We start from the raw sequence: 24,796 nt of genomic DNA, 5'->3' as shown, positions 1-24,796 counted from the left end.
CAATATATAGCATAGAGGTTGCAATTTACTTTTTGCGATAAACAGAGGGCGTCAAATGGTATTGTTTGGTGAAGATTCTGGCAAAATAATTGGCATCCCCAATGCCCACCGCCATGCCAATTTCGGCAATAGGCCAATCAGTGGTTAGTAATAAAACCGCTGCCTTTTCTAATCGTTTTTGTCGGATATAATCAGAAGGTGAAAGGTCGGTCAAGGCTTTTAGTTTGCGATACACTTGCGTACGGCTCAGGTTCATTTGCTCACAAAGCTGTTGATTATCAAAAGATTCATCGTTCAATCTGACCTCAACAATTTGTTTTATTTTCAACAAAAACGCATCTTCAAGCGTTAGCTCCAACTTTGCTTCGGAGGTAGCATTTTGGATTTCCGATAAATATTTAGCTTTCAAGGTCTGACGTACTTGCAAGAGATTTTTGATGACTACGAGCAATTCATCCTCATAAAATGGTTTGGTAAGATAGGCGTCAGCCCCTTGTTGAAGTCCTTGGAGTTTGTCTTCATGGGTTACTTTTGCCGTAAGCATGATGATAGGCACATGACTCGTACGCTCGTCGTTTTTGAGAGTGTGGCAAAGCTCATATCCATCAGCGTTTGGCATCATCACATCCGTTATAATCAAATCCGGAATCATTTCATACGCGTCTCTTATTCCTGACTGTCCGTCAGAAGCTACTTTTACCTCATAGCGTCCTCTCAGGCAGGTTTCTAAATAATGGGCCAAGTCGGTGCTGTCTTCTACCACAAGCACTTGCGGTAGTTCTTCATTTTTTATTTCTACTTCCTCCGCGTCTTTTTTAGCGTCTATTGGAAGCAAGTGCGACGCCTGTAGCGCTTCTTCTCCTTCGGGAGTTGTCACCCCTTTGAAAGGCAAAGTCAGTCGAAAGGTAGTTCCTACCTCCGCTTGGCTCCATACCTGAATACTTCCTCCCAAAAACTCCACAAGCTCTTTGGTAAGCGACATTCCTATACCTGCCCCGCCCCGTTGATGATTGGCCTGATAAAACCGATCAAATATATACGGCATATCTTCTTCTTTAATTCCAACCCCCGAATCAGTCACGTCCACTTGTACCGACGTATTGGTACGGCTATGTACATTGACCTCCACCATACCACCCACATCCGAAAACTTCAGGGCATTGGAGAGCAAATTGGTAATCATCGATTGTAGTTTTTCGTCATCTATCGAAAGCCACAAGGTGCGATAGTCCGAACGTAAATGTATGTTTATCTTTTTGGCTGCTGCTACCCCTTCAAAAGCCTGTATCTGAGTTGATAAGAACGAAATCAAATCCAGGTTTTTGTTTCGCAAAGGCAACTCACTCGAATCCATCCGCGCCAATTCCAAGAGTTGATTAATCAAATTGAGCAATTGCTCCCCATTCCTTTTGACAACAGTGAGGGTGTCGCTTGCACCCCATTGTTTTTTTAGCTGCTCAGTCATACCCAAAATCACCGTCAAAGGTGTCCGAAATTCGTGGGTAATATTGGTATAAAATCGTGTTTTAAATTCATTTAATTGCGCCTGATATTCGGCCTTTTGCAAGCGAAGTTCAGTTTCAGAAACTTGTTTTTGTTGAGTCAACAATTGCGCTTGTAAAGCCGCTCGCTCATCGTAGGCTTGTTTGAACCGCGCCCCAATCCCGACGGCCAAAAATAGTATTTGAAACAAAGTGCCTATCTGAAAAGAAGCATCATGGATAGGCACTTGCCAGATGCCCAGCCGAAACAGCGTGGATATAATTACCCCAAACTGCATACTCGTCCAAGACAATACATAAAACAAAGCAACTCTATTGCCACGACGCCAAGCCACTACACCCGCTCCAAACAACCCCATTGCAATCAATGTCACGACCGCATTGGCTAGGATATTGAGCCATACATCATGCGTAAAAAATGACACAACAATCATAAAAACCGCAATAAACATCGCTCCCCAAAAACCTATTTCCCACCCTTTCAAATATTTTGAAACATCCAAAAATTGGTAGGATAACACAACCGCCAAAAACGTGGACAAACCTACCCACAATACGTGGGAATGATTGAGAAGTAAAGGGCTATCATAAAATAAATACTGAGCCGAAAATCCCTCAAACCCCAGCTCCATCAAAGCCACCGACCCAATGTATAGACTGTATAATAAATAAGTAATATCCTTTAAAATAAAATAAAGTGTGAGGTGATAAAGCACAATGATGCATAAAATACCGAAAAAAATCCCCCATAAAAAGTTTTTATAAGCTAATACTGACCAGTGCGTCGTTTGGTCATATATCATAATCGGGACATTCATGTCTTGGCTACCAGCCAATCTCAAATAAATATCCACCGGTGTATTGGGTGGCAAATCAAGCTTAAACAGCAGCGGCCGTAGCTGAATCTCTCGTTGGCTGAAAGGAATCAAATCGCCCGATTGACGCCTCAAAAACCGCCCATCCGCTTGCTGAACGTACAATTGAAGGTCGTCGATGTGGGTATTGTTGATTTCGAGCCACCATTTTTTGTCCACATCGGCCCGATTGATTACCCTAAAGCGCAGCCAATGTACCTCTGTCGAATACCCAAAAGAAGGCACACCGTTGCTTTTATATTTTTCAAAACTGACTCCCCGGGTTCTTTTCAAAATCATTGGAAAACTAACCTTTCCTTCGCTATCATTGAAAAGGTATAAAAAAGGATAAACGGGATAGGCGCTGCCTTGCGATTCTAGTTCTAATACCTGATTTTGGCCAAAAATTGGATAGAATATTATGCCAAAAAGAAGTAATAAAATCCAACGCATAGCTAATATTTATGATTTTCAGCAGGAAAATTTAGATTTTTTTATTTACTTAGCGAAGTTTTGGGACATTTTGAATGCCCCAAATTACCCAAGTACATTTTCTTATCCTAAGACTATTACCCCATGATTAATTTTCGCAATAGCGGTTGGCTATTTTTTTGGGTATGCAGCACCGTTTCTTTCGCCCAATCAAAATATTGGATATTTCTGAAAGATAAAAATCCACACGATGCCCCCGCTGTATCGCGACAAACCATCGAAAACAGGGAAAAACAAGGTCTTGTAAGGTTTGATGAAAGCGACAGCCCCGTGCAAGCAAGTTACTTACAAAGCCTACAAAATCAAAATATCAAGGTGGTTCAGAAGTCCAAGTGGCTCAATGCCGTGTCGGCGCACCTTACCCAAGAGCAGATTCTGGCAGTGAAACGTCTGCCATTTGTCACAAAAATACAACCCATCAACGGGCAGTTTTATATCGCCAAGACCGACCGCAATCGCCGCTCAACTATGGCTCCCGTGATGACACAAGTGCAAGCAGAAGAATTTAAAAAGGCGGGTTTTACGGGCAAAAACGTCACTATCGGCGTCATCGATGCGGGCTTTTTGGAAGCCCCTTCTAGCAACCTCCTCAAACATCTCTTTGACCGAAACGCCATCATCGACAAGCGCGACTACGTCAACCCTCCCCTTGCTATTTCGGATAAATTTTACACTACTCCTGAGACTTTTTCGGATTTTCATGGCACAGAAGTCATGAGCGCGATTTCGGGTACCAACCGCAACGAAACGCAGCAGAGTGGCATGGCAACCGATGCTAAGTTTTATTTAGCCCGCACCGACCACGGCACCCGCGAGTGGCGCGGCGAAGAGGACAATTGGGTAGCGGCTATGGAGTGGATGGATAGCCTTGGCGTACGCCTCATCAATACCTCCCTTGGCTATGCGCAGGGTTTTACGGATCCTAACGAAAACTACCAAATCACCCAAATGGACGGCCAAACGAGTGTCATCAGTCGCGCCGCTCAAATCGCCTCTGAGCAGAAAGGCATCTTGGTAGTAGTATCGGCGGGCAACGAAGGCGACGACCCAAGCTGGCGCATTATCTCTACCCCCGCCGACGCCCAAGGGGTGTTGGCAGTGGGTGCTACCAATCAACGCTTCTGGAATCGCATTGGCTACAGCAGTATCGGCCCTGAATTTTTGCCTTACCTCAAGCCCAATGTATCTTGTTTTTCGCTCTACGGCACTTCGCTTTCTGCACCCGTGATTACGGGTTTTGCGGCCTGCCTCATGCAAGCAAACCCCACCCTGACCAACAAGCAAATCATCAGCATCATCGAAAAGTCGGCGCATTTGTATCCTTATGGCAACAATTTTATCGGCTATGGGGTACCTTTGGCGTCTCGTGCCTTGGCGATGATTCAAAACCCTAACGAATCGCCTATCAGCTACGCCAAAGAAGTGAAAGCTTCGGGGGCTTCTTATTCACTCAAAGTAGCTACGGGCAATGATTTGGTCTCGGTTTTTCACAAAAAGAATGACAAACACGTCATCTCTCAAGAACTCCTCCGTCTCAAAGAAGGACAAATCACCCTTCAACGCAAAGAAGGCGAAACTCATACTACTATCGATTTGAAAAACGAAGTAATTGAGGTAATTTGGGACTAAACACGGTTCCAAACTTTGCCCTTTTTTGATGGGTTTGGTAAAACCTAGGGCGCAAAATAGGAACAGGAGAAAAAAGCACACCTTTATTATGTAGTACAAAAGAAATTATTAGCTTTGTGCTTTATGATTTAAAGTTGCTATCCTATATGAATGACTTGACGCAAGACATCGCCCCTATCCCTGCTTTGACCATGGCCGATGTCGTAGAACTACGGCTGAGAGAGTATCTAAAGAAAAAATCTTTTCGGCCAGGTGATGCACTCCCCAAAGAACAAGAACTTGCCGACGCCCTCGGCGTGAGTCGCAATGTAGTACGCGAGGCACTGAGCCGCCTACGAATGCTCGGCATGATTGATACAAAGAAAAAAAGGGGCATGATACTGACCCAACCCGATATTTTGGGGTCGTTTGAGCGCGTACTCGACCCACTTATTTTGTCCCAAAATACACTTCAAGATATTTTTGAGCTCCGATTGGTACTTGAAATGGGACTAGCCGATCTGCTTTACGTTCGCAAAACCGACAAAGACATCGAAGAGCTTGAGGCGATTGTCAACGAAGAGGTACACCAAATCCAAAAACCTTTTCGGGTAGAGCACGAAATTGCGTTTCACGGCAAGTTGTATCAAATGACTGGCAATGAAACCTTTTTGAGGTTTCAGAGTATGCTCTTGCCGGTTTTTGAATACGTCGTTGATTTTGAAATCAAAGCAAGCGGCAACACCAAAGTCGGTAAAATCACCCACCGCGACTTGGTACACATCCTCCGCACAGGCAAAGCCGAAGATTTTCGTCAAGGCATGAAAGAGCACCTATCCCCACACTTCGAAAGACTTGCCAAGAGCTAAGTTGTGAGGGGCATTGGGAAAGATGAAGAAACATTGAACATTGTGTAAATTTGTGATAGCATTGCAAATTTACACAACCTTCTAACGGCCAATTGTCCAAACTGCACTCGTGACGTTATAAACTCCCCAAATTAAGGCTTCTTTCAGCAGACTACTGATAATAACCTCTCTACAAAGCTTAGCCAAATCCAGTAATTCGTTGATTACTTTTTCAAAAAAGCAATTTTTGATTATTTTCCCTGCATTTCCAACTCGCGTCTACACGGGCCTGAAACTAGAATGTAGGGTGGTGATCAGTAAATTTTATCAAAGTATTTGTTAGAAGCTACTACTTCTTTTCATATGAATTCAGCGACAAATATACAACAACTTGAATCATTTTATTTTGAAACCAGCGACTTTTTATTAGCCTTTGAAAATAATTATCAAGGTCAAGTAGAACCTTTAGTTATATTTCGGGAGGTTATTTCTCCAAGGCTTTCTAAAAGAAAATACCCTATAATTATTAGAATTTGTGATGCTGTGTTAGATATAGCAGCACGTTCTGATGAATACATAAAACGCCTATGTTTTACAATTTGTCACGAAATAGATGTTCATGCTGTTCCATATGTAAAGATTGAAAAATTCAATGGAGTTTCTACACATCAACAACATGAGGATTTTTATGGCCAGAGAATTGAGCTTCAAGGCACTTCGGTTAAGTATGGAAATATTAGAAAATTAAGCCGTGCTTTTTACTTTAAAAATATTATTGAAGATTATTTTAAAAATAAATAAACATGAAATTGTCCTCAATTATTGTTTTTTTCTTTTTTGTATTTTTTTTATTTCATTGTAATAAAGAAAAAAAAACAGGCTACTTTGATACAGTTGAGACAGAGTATAGAGTATATGGCAATATTGTTTTCCAACATAGTCTATTTAATGCGCAACTTATGCCAAAAAATTATTTTCTAAAAAACAGAAAGTGGTATGGCGTTGATATTGAGCCTATTCTTCCTCGCCATAAAGTTGAAGATTATAAACGAAGTCTAAAATTAAACATTAAAAAATTGAAAGATTTTCCTACAAGCTATCGATATATTGAATATAAAAATGAATATTTGGATTTTGAGGATGAAATAAATATAGTAAAGATTTTTGATTTTACAATTCAAGTTAAAGACACTTTAAAATATAGAGACTCTAGATTAAACAAAATACTAGTTGATAAAAAATTCGAAGCTACACATTCTGATACGATATATTATTTTTTAAGTCAAGAAGGTTTGGAGGACGGATGGGAAAAGACAGTTAAAGAAGGTTTTTTTGTTTCGGAAAAAATGGGAATTCTTGGATATTTCCTTCTTAGAGAACAAAAGAAAATGGAAATAATTAATTTGCAAGGCGATTTTTTTGAATATTTTTTTAAAAATAAAAACATTGTCTTTGAAAATAAAATACTTAAAGAGACTATAAAACCACCTCTTAATTTTTATTCTAATTATAATTTAGAAGATATACCCATTTTTGTTAAAAGGACTTGGTTAGATAGGTTTCTCGAATAAATCTAAAATCCTCAAACCCGTGTCTTGACACAGACCTAATTTAATAAGTGTCTTTTATGAATAAAAGAAGCAACTGTACATACAACTCTAATTACCAACCCTATACCGTGGCCATCAGCAGAACTTTATCAAAGTAAAAAAGACGAATTTAGATTTTTGACACATGCTGCAAATCGATTTTAAAAGCAGATTCTGTAAATAGGTCTTTGGGAATCAGGCTATGGTGATGATTAAACAAAAATAAATAAAGATGAAAACACACGAAAAAATTTTGGAAGAATTTGGAAAAATTCTTACCAAGGAAAGTTTTGACTCAAGCTTATTGAAAATTGAAAACTTGAGATCTATAAAAAACCCATTATTAGATTATGACCCTCATATTAAATACTTACAAAGCTTATCAAAAGAAGACTACGAAAAGCTATTGGTATTCGTACCCTATATACTGATGATTCAACTAATAGGAGTATTATCGATATTTCAAGATGAGGAGTCTCAATACAAACTTATTTATAATACTGATGATTCAAACGTTGATTTATCATTAATAAGTGATGGTTTAAGTGCTGAAGTAGCAACAGAGTATGGTTGGATTTCACAGTTCAGTAAGGTTTTAGCAGATAATCAAAGAGTTCCTCCATTACTTGCTATGCCTAACCTTGAAGCCTAATTCGGCTGAGACCAAAATAGCAAAAGTTACTAATGGCCTGATTAAGGTTGCAGAGAGGCTGATATCCGAGTAAAAAAAGTGTCTGCTGATTTACAACTCAATAAAGGCAGAGAAAGAGAGGGTTCCTATGTAGAACAAATTAAATATCAAGACAAACGTAGTAGGGACGATGGAGGACATTTAATCGGTAATCAGTTTTATGGACCAAATGAAGCTATTAATATTGTACCAATGCGCCACGATTTGAATCAAAGACGTACAACAGACGGAGGATGGTACAATATGGAAGCTTAATGGGCTAAAGCTTTAAAAGGAGAAGCTCCATATTCTTCTCCTCAAAAGGTAAGTGTTAAGATTACAATAAAATATGGAGTAGATAGAAGCCCCATAGGGTTTGATATTACCTATCAAGTTGGATTAGAAAGGCCGAGAACAAAATTTTTTAATAACTAAACGCATAATTTTTATGAAATATTTAGAACAAATCAATGAAGTTTTTTTTGCAATGCTTGATACAAATATTTACAAATTAGTAACTGATATAGCTTTCTACAATAGGGAACAAGAATTTGGCTTACAAGGTGATTTTTTTGATAGTCATGAAAGGTTTTTAGCTTATGCATCCTATAAAGGCAAAGCTTTTTTGATTAATGAATCTATTTTAAAATGGCAATCAGATGCATTGCAATTAAACACCCCTTGGAATAAAGCCATTTTTACGACATATAGCGATGGGCATTTTGAAGTAAAAACATGGTGGGATGAGGATTTTCAAAAACAGTTATATCCGAATGGATAATAATTCCTTACATCCTAAACACTCTTTGTCTCTTCTTAAAAGCGGAAAAGTGTGTTGTTCAATCCCGTCATTGAGGGTGATTATCAAGAAAAGAAATTAAAGAGAAGGCAATCTGAAAACTTGGAAAGTCCATTAATCGCAGTCAACAAGACTTTCCAAGGTTTAGAAAAAGAAAGCATAACGCCGTATATTATGAAACGCTATTTTACGCACCCCCACTTAAAATATTCATTTACCTAAACAATCCAATTACCTCAAACCCTCTATCCATGCGTCTGAGTATTTACATATTTATTTTTAGTAGTATTTCCCTCGCCAGCCTTGCCCAGCGAGAAGCAGCCCAATACAGCCCCCGCGTCACAGGTCGAGATTTTCATACCCACATCAATCCAAACAGCAACGGAGCAGATGTGAAGGGGACATACCTTACTTGGGGGGCAATGGAAAAGCAGTGAAACCTATAGGGGCATACATGTACTTGCTAACCAATCACTAGCAAGTATACTAACCAATTCAAGTCGTGAGACTCCACTTGTTGGAAACAGTTATTTGACATATTGAACAACACATTAAAAATTAAGCTGTTAGCAGCTGAACGCGCGGTAATTTGGGTGGCCCGAGCTGCTTTGCTACTTACTACGACATAGCTACCGTAATCAGCGAGGGGGCTACCTTGACCACTAGCCACGGCAATATCGTGGGCATTGCGCCTAACCACGCCGTATTCAACATCATCAAAGGGACCACCGTGACCTTGACGGCCACCCACAATGGCTGTACGACCACGACGGTATTGCCCGCTTCGATATGTGGGGGCTGTGTGATTCCTCAACTAGCGGGCATTCCTTCCCAAACCATCTGCCAAGGGGATACTTTAGACCCCGTGGGTAGTAGCATTACCAACGGCGTAAATGCTCGTTTCCAATGGTTTAACGACAATGGCGCCGCCAACCCCACCACCGATAGCCTCAGTGGCCAAAACACTCCTATCTTGACGGCCTTGCCAACCACGCCGGGGGTGTATAAATACAAATTGGTAGCAATCAGCACCACGGATGCTAGCTGCGTAGGGACGCAGACGGTTACGATTACCATCAACCAAACCGCCACTGCTCCTACCATTGGTTTTGCGGCTTCCCGTAGGGTTGTTTGCCCCGATAGCAGTGTTACCTTGACCGCCAGTGGTTGTGCTACCACCGTAAACTGGCACTATACCCGCGCCAATGGTAGTACGGGTACGCTCGCTGCTACGGAGGCTAGTGTAACTATTGCCTACAATACCATCGCCGGGACTCCGACTGACTCGCTTACTTTCCGCGCTACTTGTGCGGGTACTTGTGCCGCCACTCTCTACTCCAATGCGCTTTTGGTAGTGAAAAAAGCCTTGTGTGACACGGTAGCGGTAGTGAGTGACAGTGCTTGCTATGTGTATATCAAAGCCACCAATGCGCAAGGACAAGAAACGACAAGTTTGCCTCGCTTGAGTGGGGCACTGCAACCCCTCAAACTCCAAGCCGATGATTTGGATAGCTCAGGCTTTTGGAATACGGGCGTGACTTACCTATGGACTCGCCCCGATAGCACCACCACTACTACCGATACCTTGGTGGCCTCCAAAATAGGAGCATACAAACTCTTGGTAAGCAAGCAAGGCCGAACCTGCGAAGCCTACGTAACGCTCAACGCCAAACCTTGCGTGGTACGAGACTACACCACTGCCTCTTGCCAGACGGTGACCATCAACAACCCCACCGCATCCAACCAACTCAGCAGCCTTGCCCCAGGTGATGTATTTTACGCTGCCGATTATAGCATCCATGTGACGGAAGCGAGCGGTGGCGCGGGAGGTTGGAGTGGCAAAGGCTACGTAGAGGTGTTGTTGCCTTTAGGGGTTACCTCCACGGTGGCGATTACTTTCTCAGGTATTGCCATCAACGACTGTTATGAGTTGACCAATGGAACGGTGGAGACGGAGTATGATGCTAATAAACAATTGTTGGATGTAGATGCGTTTTTAGACACTTTCAAGGAAGTTCAAGAGCAACTTACCGATCTCTTGAAACATTATAAAGGAACTCCAGAAGAAAAACAAAAACTACGTACTCTCAGCCAGCAAACATGTTTGACGCTCAGTTTTGCGCCTGTTTCTAATGGCCTAGCTTTACAAGAACGCCAATCTCAATGCAACCAAGTAAAACAGCAAGCTGAAGACTTGGCTTCTTGTGAAGTGTTAGATACAGTTTCTAGTGTGCCTGTCAATCAGACGATTGCTTTTGCTCGCCAAGCCGCTACCACTTCTTCTTGTAGTGTTCAAGGCGTGATAGATGCCAACAATGCCTTAGTCGATAGTGTAGCCAATATGGGATTAAATATTGCTTCTGATTCATTAGCAATTCCCTCTTTGGATGAAAAATCTGGGAAACTTACAAAAGCTACCAATTTCTACACGCCTGATGAAAAAATAATTCGCTTAGAAGCCAATGCTACCCTGACCTTCCCTGCCGTTAATTCGAGTTATTGGAGTGATGGTAATGTGCTTTCTTTCAAAGAAAACGGTAAATCTTATGTGGTAAAAGGGTTTAGTGGAGATACTCGTTTACCCCTGACCGAAGTAGTTAATGGCAGTTGGGGAGGTGTTTTGCCCAAAGCGGGCATTACTTCTCGCCCCGTGGAGTTTTCGCATTTGACTTACGAACGTATCGAAAACGAAGCTGGGAAATGCCAAATTAAGGTTCAAGAAGCTGTTTTACAGGCCAATGGGGCTATTACCCTGAAACCCAACGGAAGCACCACTTTCTTGAAACCTTTTACTTGTTGGGACTTAGAATCTTTAGCCCAAAGTATCCAAACAAACATCAGCAAAGGCGACGGGCAATCGGTAGTATATGTAGGGGACTGTGAGAGCGGAGTGTATTATGAAGTAACCTCAGCAGGCAAAACCCAACTTACCCAAGCGCAAGCACAGGCCAATTACAACTCCTCTTCTAAGGATGTGGCCGTGATGGGCTGCTGGGACGGTACGCAATGGAGCCTCCAACACAAATTTAGACCCGGCGCACTTCAGCTTAATCCTAAATGGACAAAACCTACCAACAAATTTGGAAAACCACGCACACCTGTAACGGCAAGTCAGTTGCAACAGGCCAGTGATGCTCGCATTAACAAGAAAAAAAGCTCACTTGGTAATGTATATGCCCCTGCCACAGGTATTGACAATCATGGATTCCGATACCGAAAATTAGACCTTTTTACGTACGTAGTTCAGTTTAAGGAGTTTACCAAGAAGCTGGTAAACGAGGCCAAAGTATCTGAAAGGGTTTGGAACAAGGGAGATGCAGGCTATGAAAGTTCTATTATCAATGATCCATTGGGGGCACCATCGGGGGGCATAGATGCCGCCATCGAAGAGGCTACCGACATGGTACAACTGGGCATTCTCATCTTGGATGTAGTAGAAGACCCTAGCATCGGAAAGCAGATTTATGAGAGTATAAGTAATGTGAGTTTAGGGTCTATTTTGGATGCTTTTGGAGAACATCTTGAAATATACAGTGATCCTTACCGCCGAGGTTACCAAGCAGGTCGTGATTTGTTTGCGATTGGAAGTATCATCAAAGGAGGGGCAATCACCTCTACCATTGCCAAGGCCACGGCAACCAAAGCGGCCCTGATAGCAGCTTATAGAAATGTATCGGATTGGGCAAAAAAGCTGGACGCCGCCAAGTTAGCTAAGATTAAAAATCTTGATGAGTGGACGGACGAAGCCTTAAAGAAGTTGGATGATGATTTCAAAAATCCTAATTTTGAAAGTGCCATTTCGCAGAAACCAGAGCTTACTAAGGTATGGGAAGCAATGATTTCTAGTCAAACACTAAGAATCAGTGTCGAAAATCTTGAATATGTTTCAAATTATATTTTAAAGTTCCCTAATAATTTAAATGATGTTAAAATTTCTTTTGAAAGTTTAGTTGAAAAAAGGAGAGTTGCGTTTGTTAAAGGGCTAAAAAATGCTGCAAAAGATCCTATCCAAATAACAAATCCCTCGAAATTAAGACAAGCAAATCCAAATGAAATTAAAAATTCAGTCAATAAATTTGCTGATCATAGGGCTAGTGTAGGGGGTGGAGGAAACTATGGATATATAGAAGGTTCAGTAAATGGAAGTTATGTTGATGATAAGATGTGGAGAAGTGTTCCAATAGAAGTTGCTGAGAATGAAATACATATTTTTACAGCTATTCCAGTCCAAGGGGCTCATGGAACTGAATGGCTAAGAATTACAGATTCTGAATATAGAATGTTAAATCAACTAGCACACGATTTAGGCGCACAAGCTGGGAAAACTTATCCAAATGTTACAGGTACCTTAAAAATAGCTTCTGAACTTCCATATTGTCCATCCTGTCAAGGCGTAATCCAGCAATTTCATAATATGTTCCCTAGTGTTAACTTAATTTTAGTCGATGGAATCAAATAATTATTTACAATTTACCATAATGGTTATGTTCCCTGAACACCTTAGGAGAAAGATAGAAGATTATAACTCCAAACACCAAACAGATTTTGAAATTGTAGAAATCATAGATGATGAAGTAGAGTTTTGTACAATAAAAGTTTCAAAATATTCTCCTTCTGATATTTTTAATTTAGGTTACGGGCTTGCTGCATTACAATATAGTTTGAAAGAAAAAGGTGAACTAGATTGGTAAACTAAATACATAAGCCCCCCCCGTTGTGCGTAGTGTTCAAAGAACACTGCGTACCCCAAATAAATAGCCGTTTGCAACGGCTCGACCAAATTAGAATATCAACTAAGCAACCGTAAAAATCAATGGCATTTGCACGCAGAATACAAAATCCGGAAGGGCTATATTTCGTAATTTTTGCTATGGGACACCGACCATGGTGATGTGTTGTTCAATATCATTCATCAAGAAAAGAAATTAACGAGAAGGCAATCTAAAAACTTAGAAAGTCCATTAAACGCAGTCACCGAGACTTTCCAAGTTTTAGAAAGTCAGTATAAAAGAAAGCATAACGCCGTATTTATGAAACGCTATTTTACGCACCCCCACTTAAAATATCCATTTACCTAAACAACCAATTACCTCAAACCCTCTATCCATGCGTCTGAGTATTTACATATTTATTTTTAGTAGTATTTCCCTTGCCAGCCTCGCCCAGCGAGAAGCAGCCCAATACAGCCCCCGCGTCACGGGTCGAGATTCTATACTGCTTTTTCACGCTGAGACCGATGCCAACGCCAAAACGGAGATTCTCAAAACCAAAGGCCACATACCCTACCTCGCTACCGATGCCCAAGGAGGGCTGCGGATTGGGGTTTTCAAACAATACGTGGGCTATTTTGAGCCAGGGGTCGAGACCAAAGGGCTACCCAAAGGCTTAAACGCCCTACCCGGTCACGATGAAATCACTTACCACCCCACCACGGGCTTTAAAACTACCTCCAGCGTGATGTTCAACCTCAACAGCGGCCTTAACCTCTCGTTGCCCTACCGCTTGCTAGATGTCACTAGCCTCACGGGAGGTGTCTCCACGGCTGGCAATCGCATCCTGAGCGATGCCTCCACCGCCGTCGATTACAACGCCTACCTGCGGCCCCACGCCACCACTTTAGGATTCCGAGGCCACCGCTTCCAACAAAGCGATTTGTCGCTAGATAACCGTCGTCAGTGGGCATTCCTCAACCTCACCGATGGCTACTACGCCCCCTATGCAGGGGAGCAAGTATATGCCCAGCCTCGTTCCAAAGAACTCATCAAGTTGGCGGATAGCGGCTTGCCCCTCAATCGTATTGGTGATCCTATCATCAATGCAGCGGCGGGGACTTACACCGTTTTGCGTTGGAGCGGTACCCCCGCTTTTGTCACCGTAGATGCCACTGGCAAAGTGATACGCACGGTCGAACTCCCCGAGATTGCTAATAAATTCATTTTGGCTACCACTTCCGCCCTGTCCTACGCCAAGGGGTGGACGAGTAGCGATAGTGCGGGGGTGGCCATCGCCAACGATTATGTGTTTGGCTTGCCCGTGGGCGAGAAAGGCTACAAAGATGCCAACTTCCTGCTGGTCAGAATAGCCAACGACGGTCAGCTAATCTTTAAACACGCTTTTCATTTGGAGCATGAGTATGCTCCTGCGGGTCGGCTCACGATTTCGTCCAACGAGCAAGAGAGCATTGTGCGTATCATGCTCGGCAAAGGTCTCTTCAAATACACCATTGCCAACGTCAAAATCAACGCCACGGGCATTGTCTACACACGCTACTGGACCCGCGATGAAGACACCAAAAAGCCGGTAGTGTTTGGTTTTAGTGGAATGCTGGGCAATGATGATTGCGAGCAAGATTGGTATTTGTTTTCGCTGCCCAACCAAGAAAACATCATCGTAGGGGAGACCACCCTAAGTGGCGAATGGAAGTCTTACACAGCCATGCACCTACTAGCCGACGGCAGCGTCAAGAAAGTGTATCGCACTCGGCATTTTGCGGGGGCAGCTGTCACCAAGCACCTACCCAAATGTGTCCCCTTGCCCAATGGTCGCGTGGCGATTGTCATCAATGAACCTACGCCGACCCCCACGGCGGGTTTACGGCCTTTTCAAGTGATTGATTATGAACTAGCGGGAGAGTTTCCGAGCACCACCAAAGGGTTATGGAAAGCGGGAGAAAGCAATGTGTTGTTCAATACCGTCACCGACGGGGAGCGTCAGGAAAAGAAATTAGCAAAAATCGCCAATGCGTTGGTGGCGGGAGAAATCCCCAAAGACCGTCGCACGCCCGAGGGAAACCTACCCAACCTTGCCCCAGCGGTGTATGTGATAGATGTACAAAAAGAGCAGTTACAGCCTTACAATTTGATGTATTTGGGGGCTTACAGTATTCCTCAGCGGCCGTCGTTGTTTGTGAATGTAGCTTCGGGAGAGTTTTTGTACGTGGGTCGTACGCTCCCCGAAGGTCGTCCTCAATCGTTGACGGTAGCACCGGGCCAAACACGCACGGGACGAGGTGTCTATTTGAAAGCAGTAAGAGGAGTATTGTAGCTTTCTGAAAACTTGGAAAGTCCATTAATAAACAAACCTTGTAACTAATTATGGAAACCTTATTTCAGCCCTATTTCAAAAATTGTAATCCGCCTTTGATGGAGGCAGAAATTGCAAAAATCGAACAGGAGTTAGGGGTACAATTACCTTTTCAATTAAGAAGTTTTTATTTATTTGCTAACGGAGCTGATTTAGTTAAAACTCAAATCAATTTAGAGTACCCTCTTAATTGTGATGTTATGGATATTAGGCCTTTGGATGATGGTAGTATAATTGTAGAGTTTAAATCTATTGAAGGAAACTATGATTTTTTTGGAGAGCAATTAGAATATGGAGAATATTTATTCCCTTTCGGTTTTACTACATGTCCATGGAAGATATACATTTCTCATACTGGCGAGAACCTTGGGAAGATTTACATTTCAGAAGAAAAAGATGAGGAAAGGAATTTTATCCCCGTTCGATTAATTGCTAATTCATTTTTAGAATTTTTAGATATGCTTGAATAAGTGTTTCTCCCATAGTAGGTTTATGATACTTTGCAAGTGTTGGAGCATAGCCTTTTCTATACCACCAAAGGGCTATGGAAAAAGGGTGGGAAAAATGTGTTGTTCAATACCGTCACCGACGGGGAGCGTCAGGAGAAGAAATTAGCAAAAATCGCCAATGCGTTGGTGGCGGGAGAAATCCCCAAAGACCGTCGCACGCCCGAGGGGAACTTGCCCAACCTTGCCCCAGCGGTGTATGTGATAGATGTACAAAAAGAGCAGTTACAGCCTTACAATTTGATGTATTTGGGGGCTTACAGTATTCCTCAGCGGCCGTCGTTGTTTGTGAATGTAGCTTCGGGAGAGTTTTTGTACGTGGGTCGCACGCTCCCCGAAGGTCGTCCTCAATCGTTGACGGTAGCACCGGGCCAAACACGCACGGGACGAGGTGTCTATTTGAAAGCAGTAAGAGGTGTATTGTAGCTTTCTGAAAACTTGGAAAGTCCATTAATCGCAGTCATCAAGACTTTCCAAGTTTGGTTGATTTCAACTTGGAAAGTCCGCTAATCGCAGTCAACAAGACTTTCCAAGTTTGGTTGGTTTCAACTTGGAAAGTCCACTAATCGCAGTCAACAAGACTTTCCAAGTTTGGTTGATTTCAACTTGGAAAGTCCATTAATCGCAGTCAGCAAGACTTTCCAAGTTTGGTTGATTTCAACTTGGAAAGTCCGCTAATCGCAGTCAACAAGACTTTCCAAGTTTGGTTGGTTTCAACTTGGAAAGTCCACTAATCGCAGTCAACAAGACTTTCCAAGTTTGATAAAGTCTGTAGAAAAGAAAGAATAACGCCGTATATATGAAACGCTATTTTACGCACCTGCTCCTGTTTTGGGGGCTATGGGTGGGCGGGCTGAGCTTTGCCCATACCACGCCAAACGACCACCCAACCCCTGCCACACTTCCAGCGGCAGCAGCGGTGGCTTTGCCCAAAATGCTGCCCGCAGCCGCCTCTCCCCATTGGCCTGCGGTGCTGGCCGTAGCCCCCTAATACCCACACAATCACAGTTTTTGTACTTTTTTCTTAAAAATTATTTGGAAATAAAGTAAAAGGTAGTTTACATTTGCAATTATGTAGTACATAACTACTATACTAATTATAACTCGACTAAACCCTTTTCCAAAAATGAAACTAAACTACTTGTTTGGGTTATGGGCTTGCTGTTGCCTATGGATTACGGCACCACTCTTTGCCCAAGTAGCCAACATTACCGTCAAAGGAACGGTCAAGTCGGCAGATACCGGCGAAAACCTGCCCGGCGTGAGCATTGCCCTCCGTGGTACTACCACCGGAACTACGACCGATGTCAACGGCGCTTTTAGCCTTAGTGTACCTCGCAATGGTCGCCTTGTCTTTTCTTCGGTTGGATTTGAAGCCCAAGAAATTCCCGTCAACGACCGCAGTATCATTGATGTAAAGCTCTCAGGAGATGTAAAAGCGCTGGGGGAAGTAGTGGTAGTAGGCTACACCCAACAGTCAAGGGCTAAAACTTCGGCGGCGGTTTCGAAACTCAATCCAGACGAACTCAAAAACACCACCAACCCCAACCCTGTTCAAGCCATGCAAGGCAAAATAGCGGGGGTTTCGGTTCCTATTTCGTCGGGACAACCGGGCGCGGGTGCCACCAACATCATCATCAGGGGTGGTACTAAACTCAACGTATATGGCTCAGGGCTGGGCAATAGCGGCGGCAACGCTGTGGGTGCTTCCGACGGTAGCAGTCCGTTGGTGATTGTAGATGGCGTGTTTAGGTCTTTGAATGACATCAATCCCGACAACATAGAGTCGTTTCAAGTCATGAAAGACGCCGCCGCCACTGCTATCTACGGCGCGCGGGGTGCCAATGGGGTGATTGTAATCAAAACCAAAGGCGGCAAATTCAACTCTCGTCCCAATGTTACTATCAATCACCGCACTACTTGGGAAACCATGTCGCGCGATTATAAATACCTCAGTGCCAGCGAGTATCTCACTTTGGCACGTACAACGGTCAAAAATACCTTTGACCCACTCGACAAAAACAACCTGTTGAACAATGGTGGATTTTCGGCAGGGACGCGCGTTTATACCGCTAAAGGTCAATACGGCACCAATATCAACTTAACAGCCCTTTACGACAACATCGTGGCCGTGGAAGGCCAAGAGTACGTCAACAATCTATTGGCAAAAGGCTGGAAAACCATGGACGACCCCATCAATCCCGGCACAAAACTCCTGTATGCCGACAACAATTACCAAGATTTGCTTTGGAACACGGGCGTAACCCAAAACCATAATGCCTCAATCGACGGCGGTAGCGAAAAGGCCAATTACAACGTATCGTTTGGCTACACCGACCAAGCAGGAACTTTTGTGGGTACGAATTACAAAAGATACGATGCCTTAGGAAACTTTGGCTTCAAAGTGAGCGACCGTTTTAGACTCGACGCCATGCTCAATTATCAAAATGTATTGCCCAACTACGTCGAAGCTTTTCAAAATGACCTTACCCGCGCCACGCGCATCACGCCTTTGATTCGCTTGTTTAAAGACGATGGTAACCCCATGCCGGGCGAAAACTACTCCACCCGTAATCGCTTTCACACCCTCCAATACGACGACCTTCGGGTATCTACTGAGCGGATTGTCTCGCGCGTGGCGGGAGATTGGGAGCTCATCAAAGGACTGCATTTTAAACCCTCGTTTTCGTACCTGATTCAGGATTATCGGTATATGTTTATGCGCAAAGGCACACCTGCGGCGGAGATTCAGCCCCCTACCCAACGCCAGAAAAACGAAAATATCGACAATTCTCGTCAACTCATGATTGACCAAATCTTGCAGTATGACTTTAGTGTGAAAGATAGGCACAACTTCACCCTTTTGGCAGGTTTTAACTTCACAAGGTCTACCAACAATGTCATCAATATCGGTTCGCAACGGGCAACCAACGATTATATTTATACCATCAACGAACCTACCACGACGGTCATCAATGGGGTAGTGAATACCAATGTCACCGACTTCCGTACTACGCTAGGAGAATCGCGCTCGGCTAGTTATTTTGGTCAATTTATTTACGATTACAATAGCAAATACCTCCTCAGTGGCGCACTTCGCTATGATGGGTTTTCCAACTTTGCCCCCCAAAACAAGTACGCTTTATTTCCTTCTGCATCCGTAGGTTGGAATATCCATAAAGAAAACTTCTGGCGTTTCAGCCCTGTTAGTATGCTTAAATTACGGGCAAGCTGGGGGCAAGCAGGTTCGAGCGATTTGAGCATTACCGATACGTACGGCGGCTATTCGGCCCAAACCTACGCGCTGGGTTCGGGGATTTTGCGGAGCAATCTCTCCAATCCTAACCTCAGATGGGAATCGACCGAAACCACCGATTTGGCCCTTGATGCAGGCTTGTTTAACGACCGTGTAACGCTAACGGTCGATTTTTATAACAAAATGACCAAAAACCGACTTGCTTCCAAACCCCTACCTTCAGAAGCGCCTTTCCCGTCGATTGTTTACAACAACGGAACTCTAAGAAACCGAGGTGTAGAAGTCGAAATTGGGGCTACTATTTTGAAAAAAGGTGACTTCTCGTGGCGTACTAATTTTTCTTTTGCTCTCAACCGCACCACCGTCATCAAACTGCCTGACAATGGCCGCCTCAAAAACCGCCAAGGTGGAGACCGCGTATATGACCCTGCTACTCAGCAAGAAATCGACGCAGGTGGCTTGGCCGAAGGCGAACGCCCCTATGGTTTGTACGCGTATCAAGTCTTGGGGGTATTTGCCACCGAAGAAGAAGCCAATGCTTGGAATGCCACGAAGAAAGACAACCTTGCTTCACCCTCGGGAATTGCCACTAAAAAACACGCGGGAGATTTCATTTTTGCCGACATCAACAACGACGGCGTGATTGACACCAAAGACCAAGTATTCATGGGCTACCGCAACCCCGACAAAATCGGCGGGATGCAAAATATGCTGTCTTACAAATCTTTGTCTCTCAAAATCGCGGTCGATTATGCCCTGGGTCACATCATCAGCAATGGCGCGTTGGCTCGTTCGTTGGGTCAAGGTCGGGCTTTCAACGAAGGTGCTCCTATGCAGGCGATTGGCCCTGATATTTGGCAAAAACCCGGTGACGTAGGCAAAACATACGCTCGTTTTTCATTTGCTGATTTTGATTTTGGTCAACGTAACTACTTGCGCTCAGCGACGCTCGGCAACAACAACAGCTATGCCTCGGACGTATCAACCATGATTGAAAAAGGCGACTTTTTGGCTTTTCGTGAGGTTTCGCTCAGTTATGATCTTCCACGGATTTGGCTCCAAAAAATTCACCTCCAAAGCGTAAATGTATTTGCTAGTGTTTTTAATCTTGGCTACCTGACCAAGTACAAAGGTATCAATCCCGAAACTTATACGGGTTTTGACGCCATCGGTTATCCGCGCCCAAGACAATTTTCTTTGGGCACGACCATAAGATTTTAGACAATCAAAACCTTGATTTCAAAAAAATGAAAAAGACAATCCTATACATCGTTCCCTTCTTGATAGCGGCATCGAGCCTCACAAGTTGTGATAGCTTGTTGAATGTCAAGCCCCAATCGAGCATTACCGAAGAAGTATATTTCCAGAATGAAGGTGACTTTGAACCTTATCTCACGGGTATTTATACCTTTATGCGCACTTTCTCCAACAACGTCACCTATGGCATGGAGAGAGGCGAAGAATTGGTTGCCGCCTCCAACTCTCGTTTTGGAGTAGCTTGGTCACAAAATATCACTGCTACTTCGGGAGCCGTCAATTACAACGATTGGTACCGTGCTATTGGGCATTGTAACTTACTTTTGCTAAAAATCGAAAGTTTTCCTTTTGCCAATAATCCCGACCTCAAAAAGAGGATTTTGGCCGAAACCTATGCCCTAAGAGCCTATTTTTATTTTCACCTGACCCGTATTATTGGTGATACGCCTCTAATGCTCCAAGCCGTAGTAGACGAAAATGTACCCTTGCTGCCCCGTGCCTCATCAGCTGATGTGATGAAACAAATCCAAGCCGATTTGGACATGGCAATTCAGCAGTACAAAGGTATTAGTGGCTTTTCGACCACGTCTTACCCAAGCAAGTATCGTTTTTCTTACGGAGCAGTGCAAGCACTCAAAGCAGAGGCCAAGCTTTGGAGCGGAAAGGTACTCGGCGGTGGCGCACAGGATTTCAACGATGCGATTGCGGCTATCACAGAAGTAGAAGCTACGGGCGTATCGCTCAATGCCGACTTCAAAAACGTAACGGCGCTTCGGGCTACTTCCAATCCCGAAATCATTCTTTCGGCCTTTTTTAGTCGCGACGAAACAGGCGGTAATTACGGCGTCAATGCGCTTCCTTTTTTGGCTATCATTCAAGGCGCACTCAACCTCGACAGCATTCCTTTTACCCAAACTGCTGCTACGGGTCAAGGAGCTTACCAGATTAGTCCGCTGTCAAGGGCTTTGTTTGCCGCCAATCCCAAAGACAAGCGCATCCCCTTTACTTGGATTGTAGAAAGACAAAGCACGGGGCCAAAAGTAGCGTGGATTACGAAATATTCGGGCACCAAATATACCGACGACCGCGTTTCTGACAATGAAATCATCATTTTCCGTTTGGCCGATTTATTGCTCATGAAAGCCGAAGCCTATGCCGCTTTAGGAAATACGGCACAAGCACTTACCAATCTTAACAAAGTAAAAGCGCGGGCTGGTCTTAGCGAGTATAACGGAAGTGGAAAAGCCCTCGAAAAAGAGATTTTGGACGAACGCGGACGCGAATTGTTTTTTGAAAACAAACGTTGGTACGACCTTGTTAGATTTCATAAAGGCGGCACTATTGATGTTTATACACTTGTGCCTAACTTAGTAGGTAAAAAAACACCCCTGTTTTGGCCACTCAATACCACTGTTTTAGGAAACAATAATTTATTGAAACAAACGGAAGGGTATTAGTGCCGTTGTTGTATTGATTATTAAGCATAATTAACTGTGCACAAACACTTATTTACTGTCATCCCTTATTTCTTTTGATTTTTATGAGAATTTCATTTTTGTCAATTTTTATCCACACCATTTTAGGATGGCAGCTAGCCCATAAGACCGCTTTTGCGCAAAATATCACGGTGACCGAAAAGCAGTTTGTGACACCCGTACTTAAAGGCAAATCCGACAATCCTGTCATTCGCCTTCAAGTATGGGTTTCACCTTCTCAATCTTCAGTGTCGGTATCAAGTTTTGATTTTAATACTACCGGAACTACTTCCCTCAAAGACCTCAAAAATATCAAGTTGTACTTTAGCGGTACAGACTCAGCTTTCAAAGCTGCCCCTGCCAAGCTAGTTACCCAAAAGGAGATTACAAAAGGTACTTTTTCACTCTCGGCCACTCAAACATTAGGCCCTGGCAATCATTATTTTTGGCTTTCGTTAGAACTCAGCGAAAAGGCTGACTTAAAGCATTTTGTGGATGTTAATTGCACCAATATCACCGTCAATCAACAAAACATCAGTCCCAAAACTTCTCCCATTCCTACAAAACAACGCATCGGCGTAGCAGTACGTCAGCATGGCGATGACAATGTCCATACCTTTCGTATTCCGGGGCTTGTGACTACCCATCAAGGCACCCTCTTGGCCGTGTACGATGCTCGTCGCAATAGCTCTCGCGATTTACAAGGCGACATCGACATTGGACTTAGCCGCAGTACCGACGGTGGCAAAACTTGGGAACCAATGCGCGTCGCGATGGATATGGGTACTTGGGGAGGATTGCCCCAAAAATTCAATGGAGTATCGGATGCGTGTATTTTGGTCGATAAAAACTCCAATACCATTTACTTGGCTGGTTTGTGGATGTACGGAGTCATCAATGACCAAGGGAAATGGCTCGAAGGGCTCAACGAAAATAGCAAAGAGTGGAATCATCAATGGCGTACCAAAGGCTCTCAGCCTGGATTTGATGTAAAACAAACGTCCCAGTTTTTGATTGTAAAAAGTACCGACGACGGCAAAACCTGGAGCGAACCCGTCAATATTACCAAAATGTGTAAAAAGGAAGAGTGGTGGCTGTGGGCGCCCGCACCGGGGCACGGAATTACGCTTGAAGATGGCACGCTGGTTTTTCCTACTCAAGGGCGCGACCATACAGGCGAGGCTTTTTCTAACATCACTTACAGCCAAGACGGAGGTAAAACGTGGCAAACTAGCCCAAAAGCAAGCATCGAAAGCACCACCGAAAATATGGCCACCCAACTCTCCGACGGAAGCATCATGCTCAACATGAGAGCCAACAAAAACCGTAACGATACCTCTGCGCGCAATGGCCGAGAAGTAGCTACTACCCGCGATTTGGGAAAAACTTGGACTCGTCATCCTTCTTCTGATGGCGCATTGCCCGAACCGACCTGCATGGGTTCACTACACCGACATGATTTTGTACAAAACAAAAAGAAAAAGAGTATTTTGCTTTTCTCAAATCCTAATTCAAAAGTAGACCGTACCCATATTACGCTCAAAACCAGCTTGGATGACGGACTGACGTGGCCGTCGGATAAGTGGCTTTTGCTAGACGAATTGAAAGGACGCGGCTATTCTTGTTTGACTTCACTCAACGAAAACACCATTGGTATTATCTATGAAAGTAGTCAAGCCGATTTGGTATTTCAACAAATTGACCTCTCCGAAATATTGAAAAAATGATGAAACATCGCTTATTCTCGCTTGTACTATTAGCATCTTGTGCCACTTCTTGGGCGCAAAAATCAGGGGCAAATCTTCCAATTTTGGACGTATCGGCCGAAAAAAATCGCCAAATCGTGATTGCTCAAGGTACCGACGACATTTACCAAGGGCATCCCACCACTGTCTTGATGCCCGACGGCCAAACCATCTATGCCGCTTGGTCTTACAATCATGGCGGAAAAGCAGGGCCTTTGGCCAAGAGCACCGACGGCGGCAAACAATGGCAGATGATTCCGACCCCAGCCGATTGGGGAACTACCTTCAACTGTCCCAGTATTTATTGGCTCAAAGACCCTGCGGGAAAAGAACGACTCATGGTTTTTGCGGCTCGCCCTGCCATGTCGCAAACGTGGAGCGAAGACGGCGGCAAAACCTGGACGCCGGTCAGAAGTTTGGGGAAACCTTGCATCATGGCCTTTTCGAGTATTATCAAACTCAACAACGGCGACTATCTAGGACTCTACCATCGTGGCCCTGACGACAAAGACAAAGCTCCTCTCAAAATTTGGCAATCTATCTCCAAAGATGGTGGTGTCACTTGGGGGGAGTCTGTGATGGTCTGCGAAATGGAAGGCCGCTCTCCTTGCGAGCCGGCGGTATTTCGCTCTCCCAACGGCAAAGAACTCCTCTGCATCATGCGAGAAAACCAACGCAAAAATCACTCTCTGATGATGGTCTCTACCGATGAAGGGCAAACATGGTCGGTGCCTACCGAAACCCCTTGGGGACTCACCGGCGACCGCCACATGATACGCTACACCTCCGACGGACGAATCGTTTCGGTGTTTAGAGACATGGCTCCCAATAGCCCCACCAAAGGGCATTTTGTGGCTTGGGTAGGTACTTACAACGACATCAAAAATGGTCTTTCGGGACAGTATCGCGTCAAACTTCTTCACAGTTTTGCGGGGCCCGACTGCGGCTATCCCGGTTTGGAATTGCTGTCTGACGGTACTTTTGTAGCTACTACTTATATCAAATACCAACCCGGTACCAAAAAGCATTCGGTAGTAGCAGTTCGGTTTAAGGTAGAGGAATTTGATAAAATGTTTTAGCAAACCACATTAACACACTGATTATCAACCCAA

19 protein-coding genes are annotated in these 24,796 nt (G+C 43.9%); 18 read left to right on the top strand and 1 reads right to left on the bottom strand.

Annotated elements, in window-relative coordinates:
- Positions 1–25: 25 nt before the first annotated feature.
- Positions 26–2,809 (bottom strand): 7TM diverse intracellular signaling domain-containing protein, encoded by a 2,784-nt coding sequence (locus tag G563_RS0107445; protein WP_028664773.1) that lies wholly within the window; start codon positions 2,807–2,809, stop codon positions 26–28.
- Positions 2,810–2,932: 123 nt separating this feature from the next.
- Between G563_RS0107445 and G563_RS0107435 the strand changes: the two genes are divergently transcribed.
- The 18 genes from G563_RS0107435 to G563_RS0107355 all read left to right on the top strand — a co-directional run bounded on the left by G563_RS0107435 (position 2,933) and on the right by G563_RS0107355 (position 24,763).
- Positions 2,933–4,477 (top strand): S8 family serine peptidase, encoded by a 1,545-nt coding sequence (locus G563_RS0107435; RefSeq protein WP_051210811.1) that lies wholly within the window; start codon positions 2,933–2,935, stop codon positions 4,475–4,477.
- A gap of 146 nt (positions 4,478–4,623) precedes the next feature.
- Positions 4,624–5,325 carry a FadR/GntR family transcriptional regulator gene (locus G563_RS0107430; RefSeq protein ID WP_028664771.1) on the top strand — a complete coding sequence of 234 codons (702 nt, stop codon included), beginning with the start codon at positions 4,624–4,626 and terminating at the stop codon, positions 5,323–5,325.
- A gap of 342 nt (positions 5,326–5,667) precedes the next feature.
- A complete protein-coding gene (locus G563_RS0107425; RefSeq protein ID WP_028664770.1) occupies positions 5,668–6,105 on the top strand; it encodes a hypothetical protein in 438 nt (145 codons plus the stop codon).
- Between the two features lie 2 nt (positions 6,106–6,107).
- Positions 6,108–6,875 carry a hypothetical protein gene (locus G563_RS0107420; protein ID WP_028664769.1) on the top strand — a complete coding sequence of 256 codons (768 nt, stop codon included), beginning with the start codon at positions 6,108–6,110 and terminating at the stop codon, positions 6,873–6,875.
- A 250-nt stretch (positions 6,876–7,125) separates the two neighbouring features.
- Positions 7,126–7,545 (top strand): hypothetical protein, encoded by a 420-nt coding sequence (locus G563_RS0107415; RefSeq protein ID WP_028664768.1) that lies wholly within the window; start codon positions 7,126–7,128, stop codon positions 7,543–7,545.
- Between the two features lie 78 nt (positions 7,546–7,623).
- Positions 7,624–7,839: a DNA/RNA non-specific endonuclease gene (locus tag G563_RS37615; RefSeq protein WP_028664767.1), complete on the top strand. Its 216-nt coding sequence runs from the start codon at positions 7,624–7,626 to the stop codon at positions 7,837–7,839.
- Between the two features lie 172 nt (positions 7,840–8,011).
- Positions 8,012–8,344: a hypothetical protein gene (locus tag G563_RS0107405; protein WP_028664766.1), complete on the top strand. Its 333-nt coding sequence runs from the start codon at positions 8,012–8,014 to the stop codon at positions 8,342–8,344.
- A gap of 269 nt (positions 8,345–8,613) precedes the next feature.
- On the top strand, positions 8,614–8,799 hold the full coding sequence (locus tag G563_RS33930; protein ID WP_037326104.1) for a hypothetical protein: 186 nt from the start codon (positions 8,614–8,616) through the stop codon (positions 8,797–8,799).
- A 152-nt stretch (positions 8,800–8,951) separates the two neighbouring features.
- Entirely contained in the window at positions 8,952–12,821 is a 3,870-nt protein-coding gene (locus G563_RS37925; RefSeq protein WP_028664765.1) for a deaminase domain-containing protein, read from the top strand.
- Positions 12,808–13,053: a hypothetical protein gene (locus G563_RS0107395; RefSeq protein WP_028664764.1), complete on the top strand. Its 246-nt coding sequence runs from the start codon at positions 12,808–12,810 to the stop codon at positions 13,051–13,053. Before G563_RS37925 ends, G563_RS0107395 begins: the two co-directional genes overlap by 14 nt.
- Before the next feature lie 415 nt (positions 13,054–13,468).
- Positions 13,469–15,406, top strand: a complete 1,938-nt coding sequence (locus tag G563_RS0107390; protein WP_028664763.1) for a hypothetical protein — start codon at positions 13,469–13,471, stop codon at positions 15,404–15,406.
- 50 nt (positions 15,407–15,456) lie between these two features.
- The gene (locus G563_RS0107385) at positions 15,457–15,915 is read left to right on the top strand and encodes an SMI1/KNR4 family protein (RefSeq protein WP_028664762.1); all 459 of its coding nucleotides are present in this window, start codon (positions 15,457–15,459) and stop codon (positions 15,913–15,915) included.
- 39 nt (positions 15,916–15,954) lie between these two features.
- The gene (locus G563_RS0107380; RefSeq protein ID WP_157585131.1) at positions 15,955–16,377 is read left to right on the top strand and encodes a hypothetical protein; all 423 of its coding nucleotides are present in this window, start codon (positions 15,955–15,957) and stop codon (positions 16,375–16,377) included.
- Between the two features lie 373 nt (positions 16,378–16,750).
- Positions 16,751–16,942, top strand: a complete 192-nt coding sequence (locus G563_RS0107375) for a hypothetical protein (protein ID WP_028664760.1) — start codon at positions 16,751–16,753, stop codon at positions 16,940–16,942.
- Positions 16,943–17,077: 135 nt separating this feature from the next.
- Complete coding sequence (locus tag G563_RS0107370) at positions 17,078–20,428, top strand: SusC/RagA family TonB-linked outer membrane protein (protein ID WP_051210810.1); 3,351 nt, start codon at positions 17,078–17,080, stop codon at positions 20,426–20,428.
- 26 nt (positions 20,429–20,454) lie between these two features.
- Positions 20,455–21,921, top strand: a complete 1,467-nt coding sequence (locus G563_RS0107365; protein ID WP_028664758.1) for a RagB/SusD family nutrient uptake outer membrane protein — start codon at positions 20,455–20,457, stop codon at positions 21,919–21,921.
- Between the two features lie 83 nt (positions 21,922–22,004).
- The gene (locus tag G563_RS0107360) at positions 22,005–23,666 is read left to right on the top strand and encodes a sialidase family protein (RefSeq protein WP_028664757.1); all 1,662 of its coding nucleotides are present in this window, start codon (positions 22,005–22,007) and stop codon (positions 23,664–23,666) included.
- Positions 23,663–24,763 carry a sialidase family protein gene (locus G563_RS0107355; RefSeq protein WP_211235258.1) on the top strand — a complete coding sequence of 367 codons (1,101 nt, stop codon included), beginning with the start codon at positions 23,663–23,665 and terminating at the stop codon, positions 24,761–24,763. Before G563_RS0107360 ends, G563_RS0107355 begins: the two co-directional genes overlap by 4 nt.
- Positions 24,764–24,796 lie beyond the last annotated feature (33 nt).

Origin of the sequence: Runella zeae DSM 19591, from assembly GCF_000423565.1 — a bacterium.
GTDB classification, from domain to species: domain Bacteria; phylum Bacteroidota; class Bacteroidia; order Cytophagales; family Spirosomataceae; genus Runella; species Runella zeae.
Note: the sequence above shows the minus strand (reverse complement) of the source record. Positions and strands in the feature narration are given on the sequence as shown.

What these genes read in the sequence shown, in the direction of transcription:
- G563_RS0107375 (WP_028664760.1), top strand. Translation starts at nt 16,751, where the DNA reads ATGAAACGCTATTTTACGCACCTGCTCCTGTTTTGGGGGCTATGGGTG.
- G563_RS0107420 (WP_028664769.1), top strand. Translation starts at nt 6,108, where the DNA reads ATGAAATTGTCCTCAATTATTGTTTTTTTCTTTTTTGTATTTTTTTTA.
- G563_RS0107405 (WP_028664766.1), top strand. Translation starts at nt 8,012, where the DNA reads ATGAAATATTTAGAACAAATCAATGAAGTTTTTTTTGCAATGCTTGAT.
- G563_RS0107395 (WP_028664764.1), top strand. Translation starts at nt 12,808, where the DNA reads ATGGAATCAAATAATTATTTACAATTTACCATAATGGTTATGTTCCCT.
- G563_RS0107370 (WP_051210810.1), top strand. Translation starts at nt 17,078, where the DNA reads ATGAAACTAAACTACTTGTTTGGGTTATGGGCTTGCTGTTGCCTATGG.
- G563_RS0107360 (WP_028664757.1), top strand. Translation starts at nt 22,005, where the DNA reads ATGAGAATTTCATTTTTGTCAATTTTTATCCACACCATTTTAGGATGG.
- G563_RS0107390 (WP_028664763.1), top strand. Translation starts at nt 13,469, where the DNA reads ATGCGTCTGAGTATTTACATATTTATTTTTAGTAGTATTTCCCTTGCC.
- G563_RS0107445 (WP_028664773.1), bottom strand. Translation starts at nt 2,809, where the DNA reads ATGCGTTGGATTTTATTACTTCTTTTTGGCATAATATTCTATCCAATT.
- G563_RS0107415 (WP_028664768.1), top strand. Translation starts at nt 7,126, where the DNA reads ATGAAAACACACGAAAAAATTTTGGAAGAATTTGGAAAAATTCTTACC.
- G563_RS0107425 (WP_028664770.1), top strand. Translation starts at nt 5,668, where the DNA reads ATGAATTCAGCGACAAATATACAACAACTTGAATCATTTTATTTTGAA.
- G563_RS0107435 (WP_051210811.1), top strand. Translation starts at nt 2,933, where the DNA reads ATGATTAATTTTCGCAATAGCGGTTGGCTATTTTTTTGGGTATGCAGC.
- G563_RS0107365 (WP_028664758.1), top strand. Translation starts at nt 20,455, where the DNA reads ATGAAAAAGACAATCCTATACATCGTTCCCTTCTTGATAGCGGCATCG.
- G563_RS0107385 (WP_028664762.1), top strand. Translation starts at nt 15,457, where the DNA reads ATGGAAACCTTATTTCAGCCCTATTTCAAAAATTGTAATCCGCCTTTG.
- G563_RS0107355 (WP_211235258.1), top strand. Translation starts at nt 23,663, where the DNA reads ATGATGAAACATCGCTTATTCTCGCTTGTACTATTAGCATCTTGTGCC.
- G563_RS0107430 (WP_028664771.1), top strand. Translation starts at nt 4,624, where the DNA reads ATGAATGACTTGACGCAAGACATCGCCCCTATCCCTGCTTTGACCATG.
- G563_RS33930 (WP_037326104.1), top strand. Translation starts at nt 8,614, where the DNA reads ATGCGTCTGAGTATTTACATATTTATTTTTAGTAGTATTTCCCTCGCC.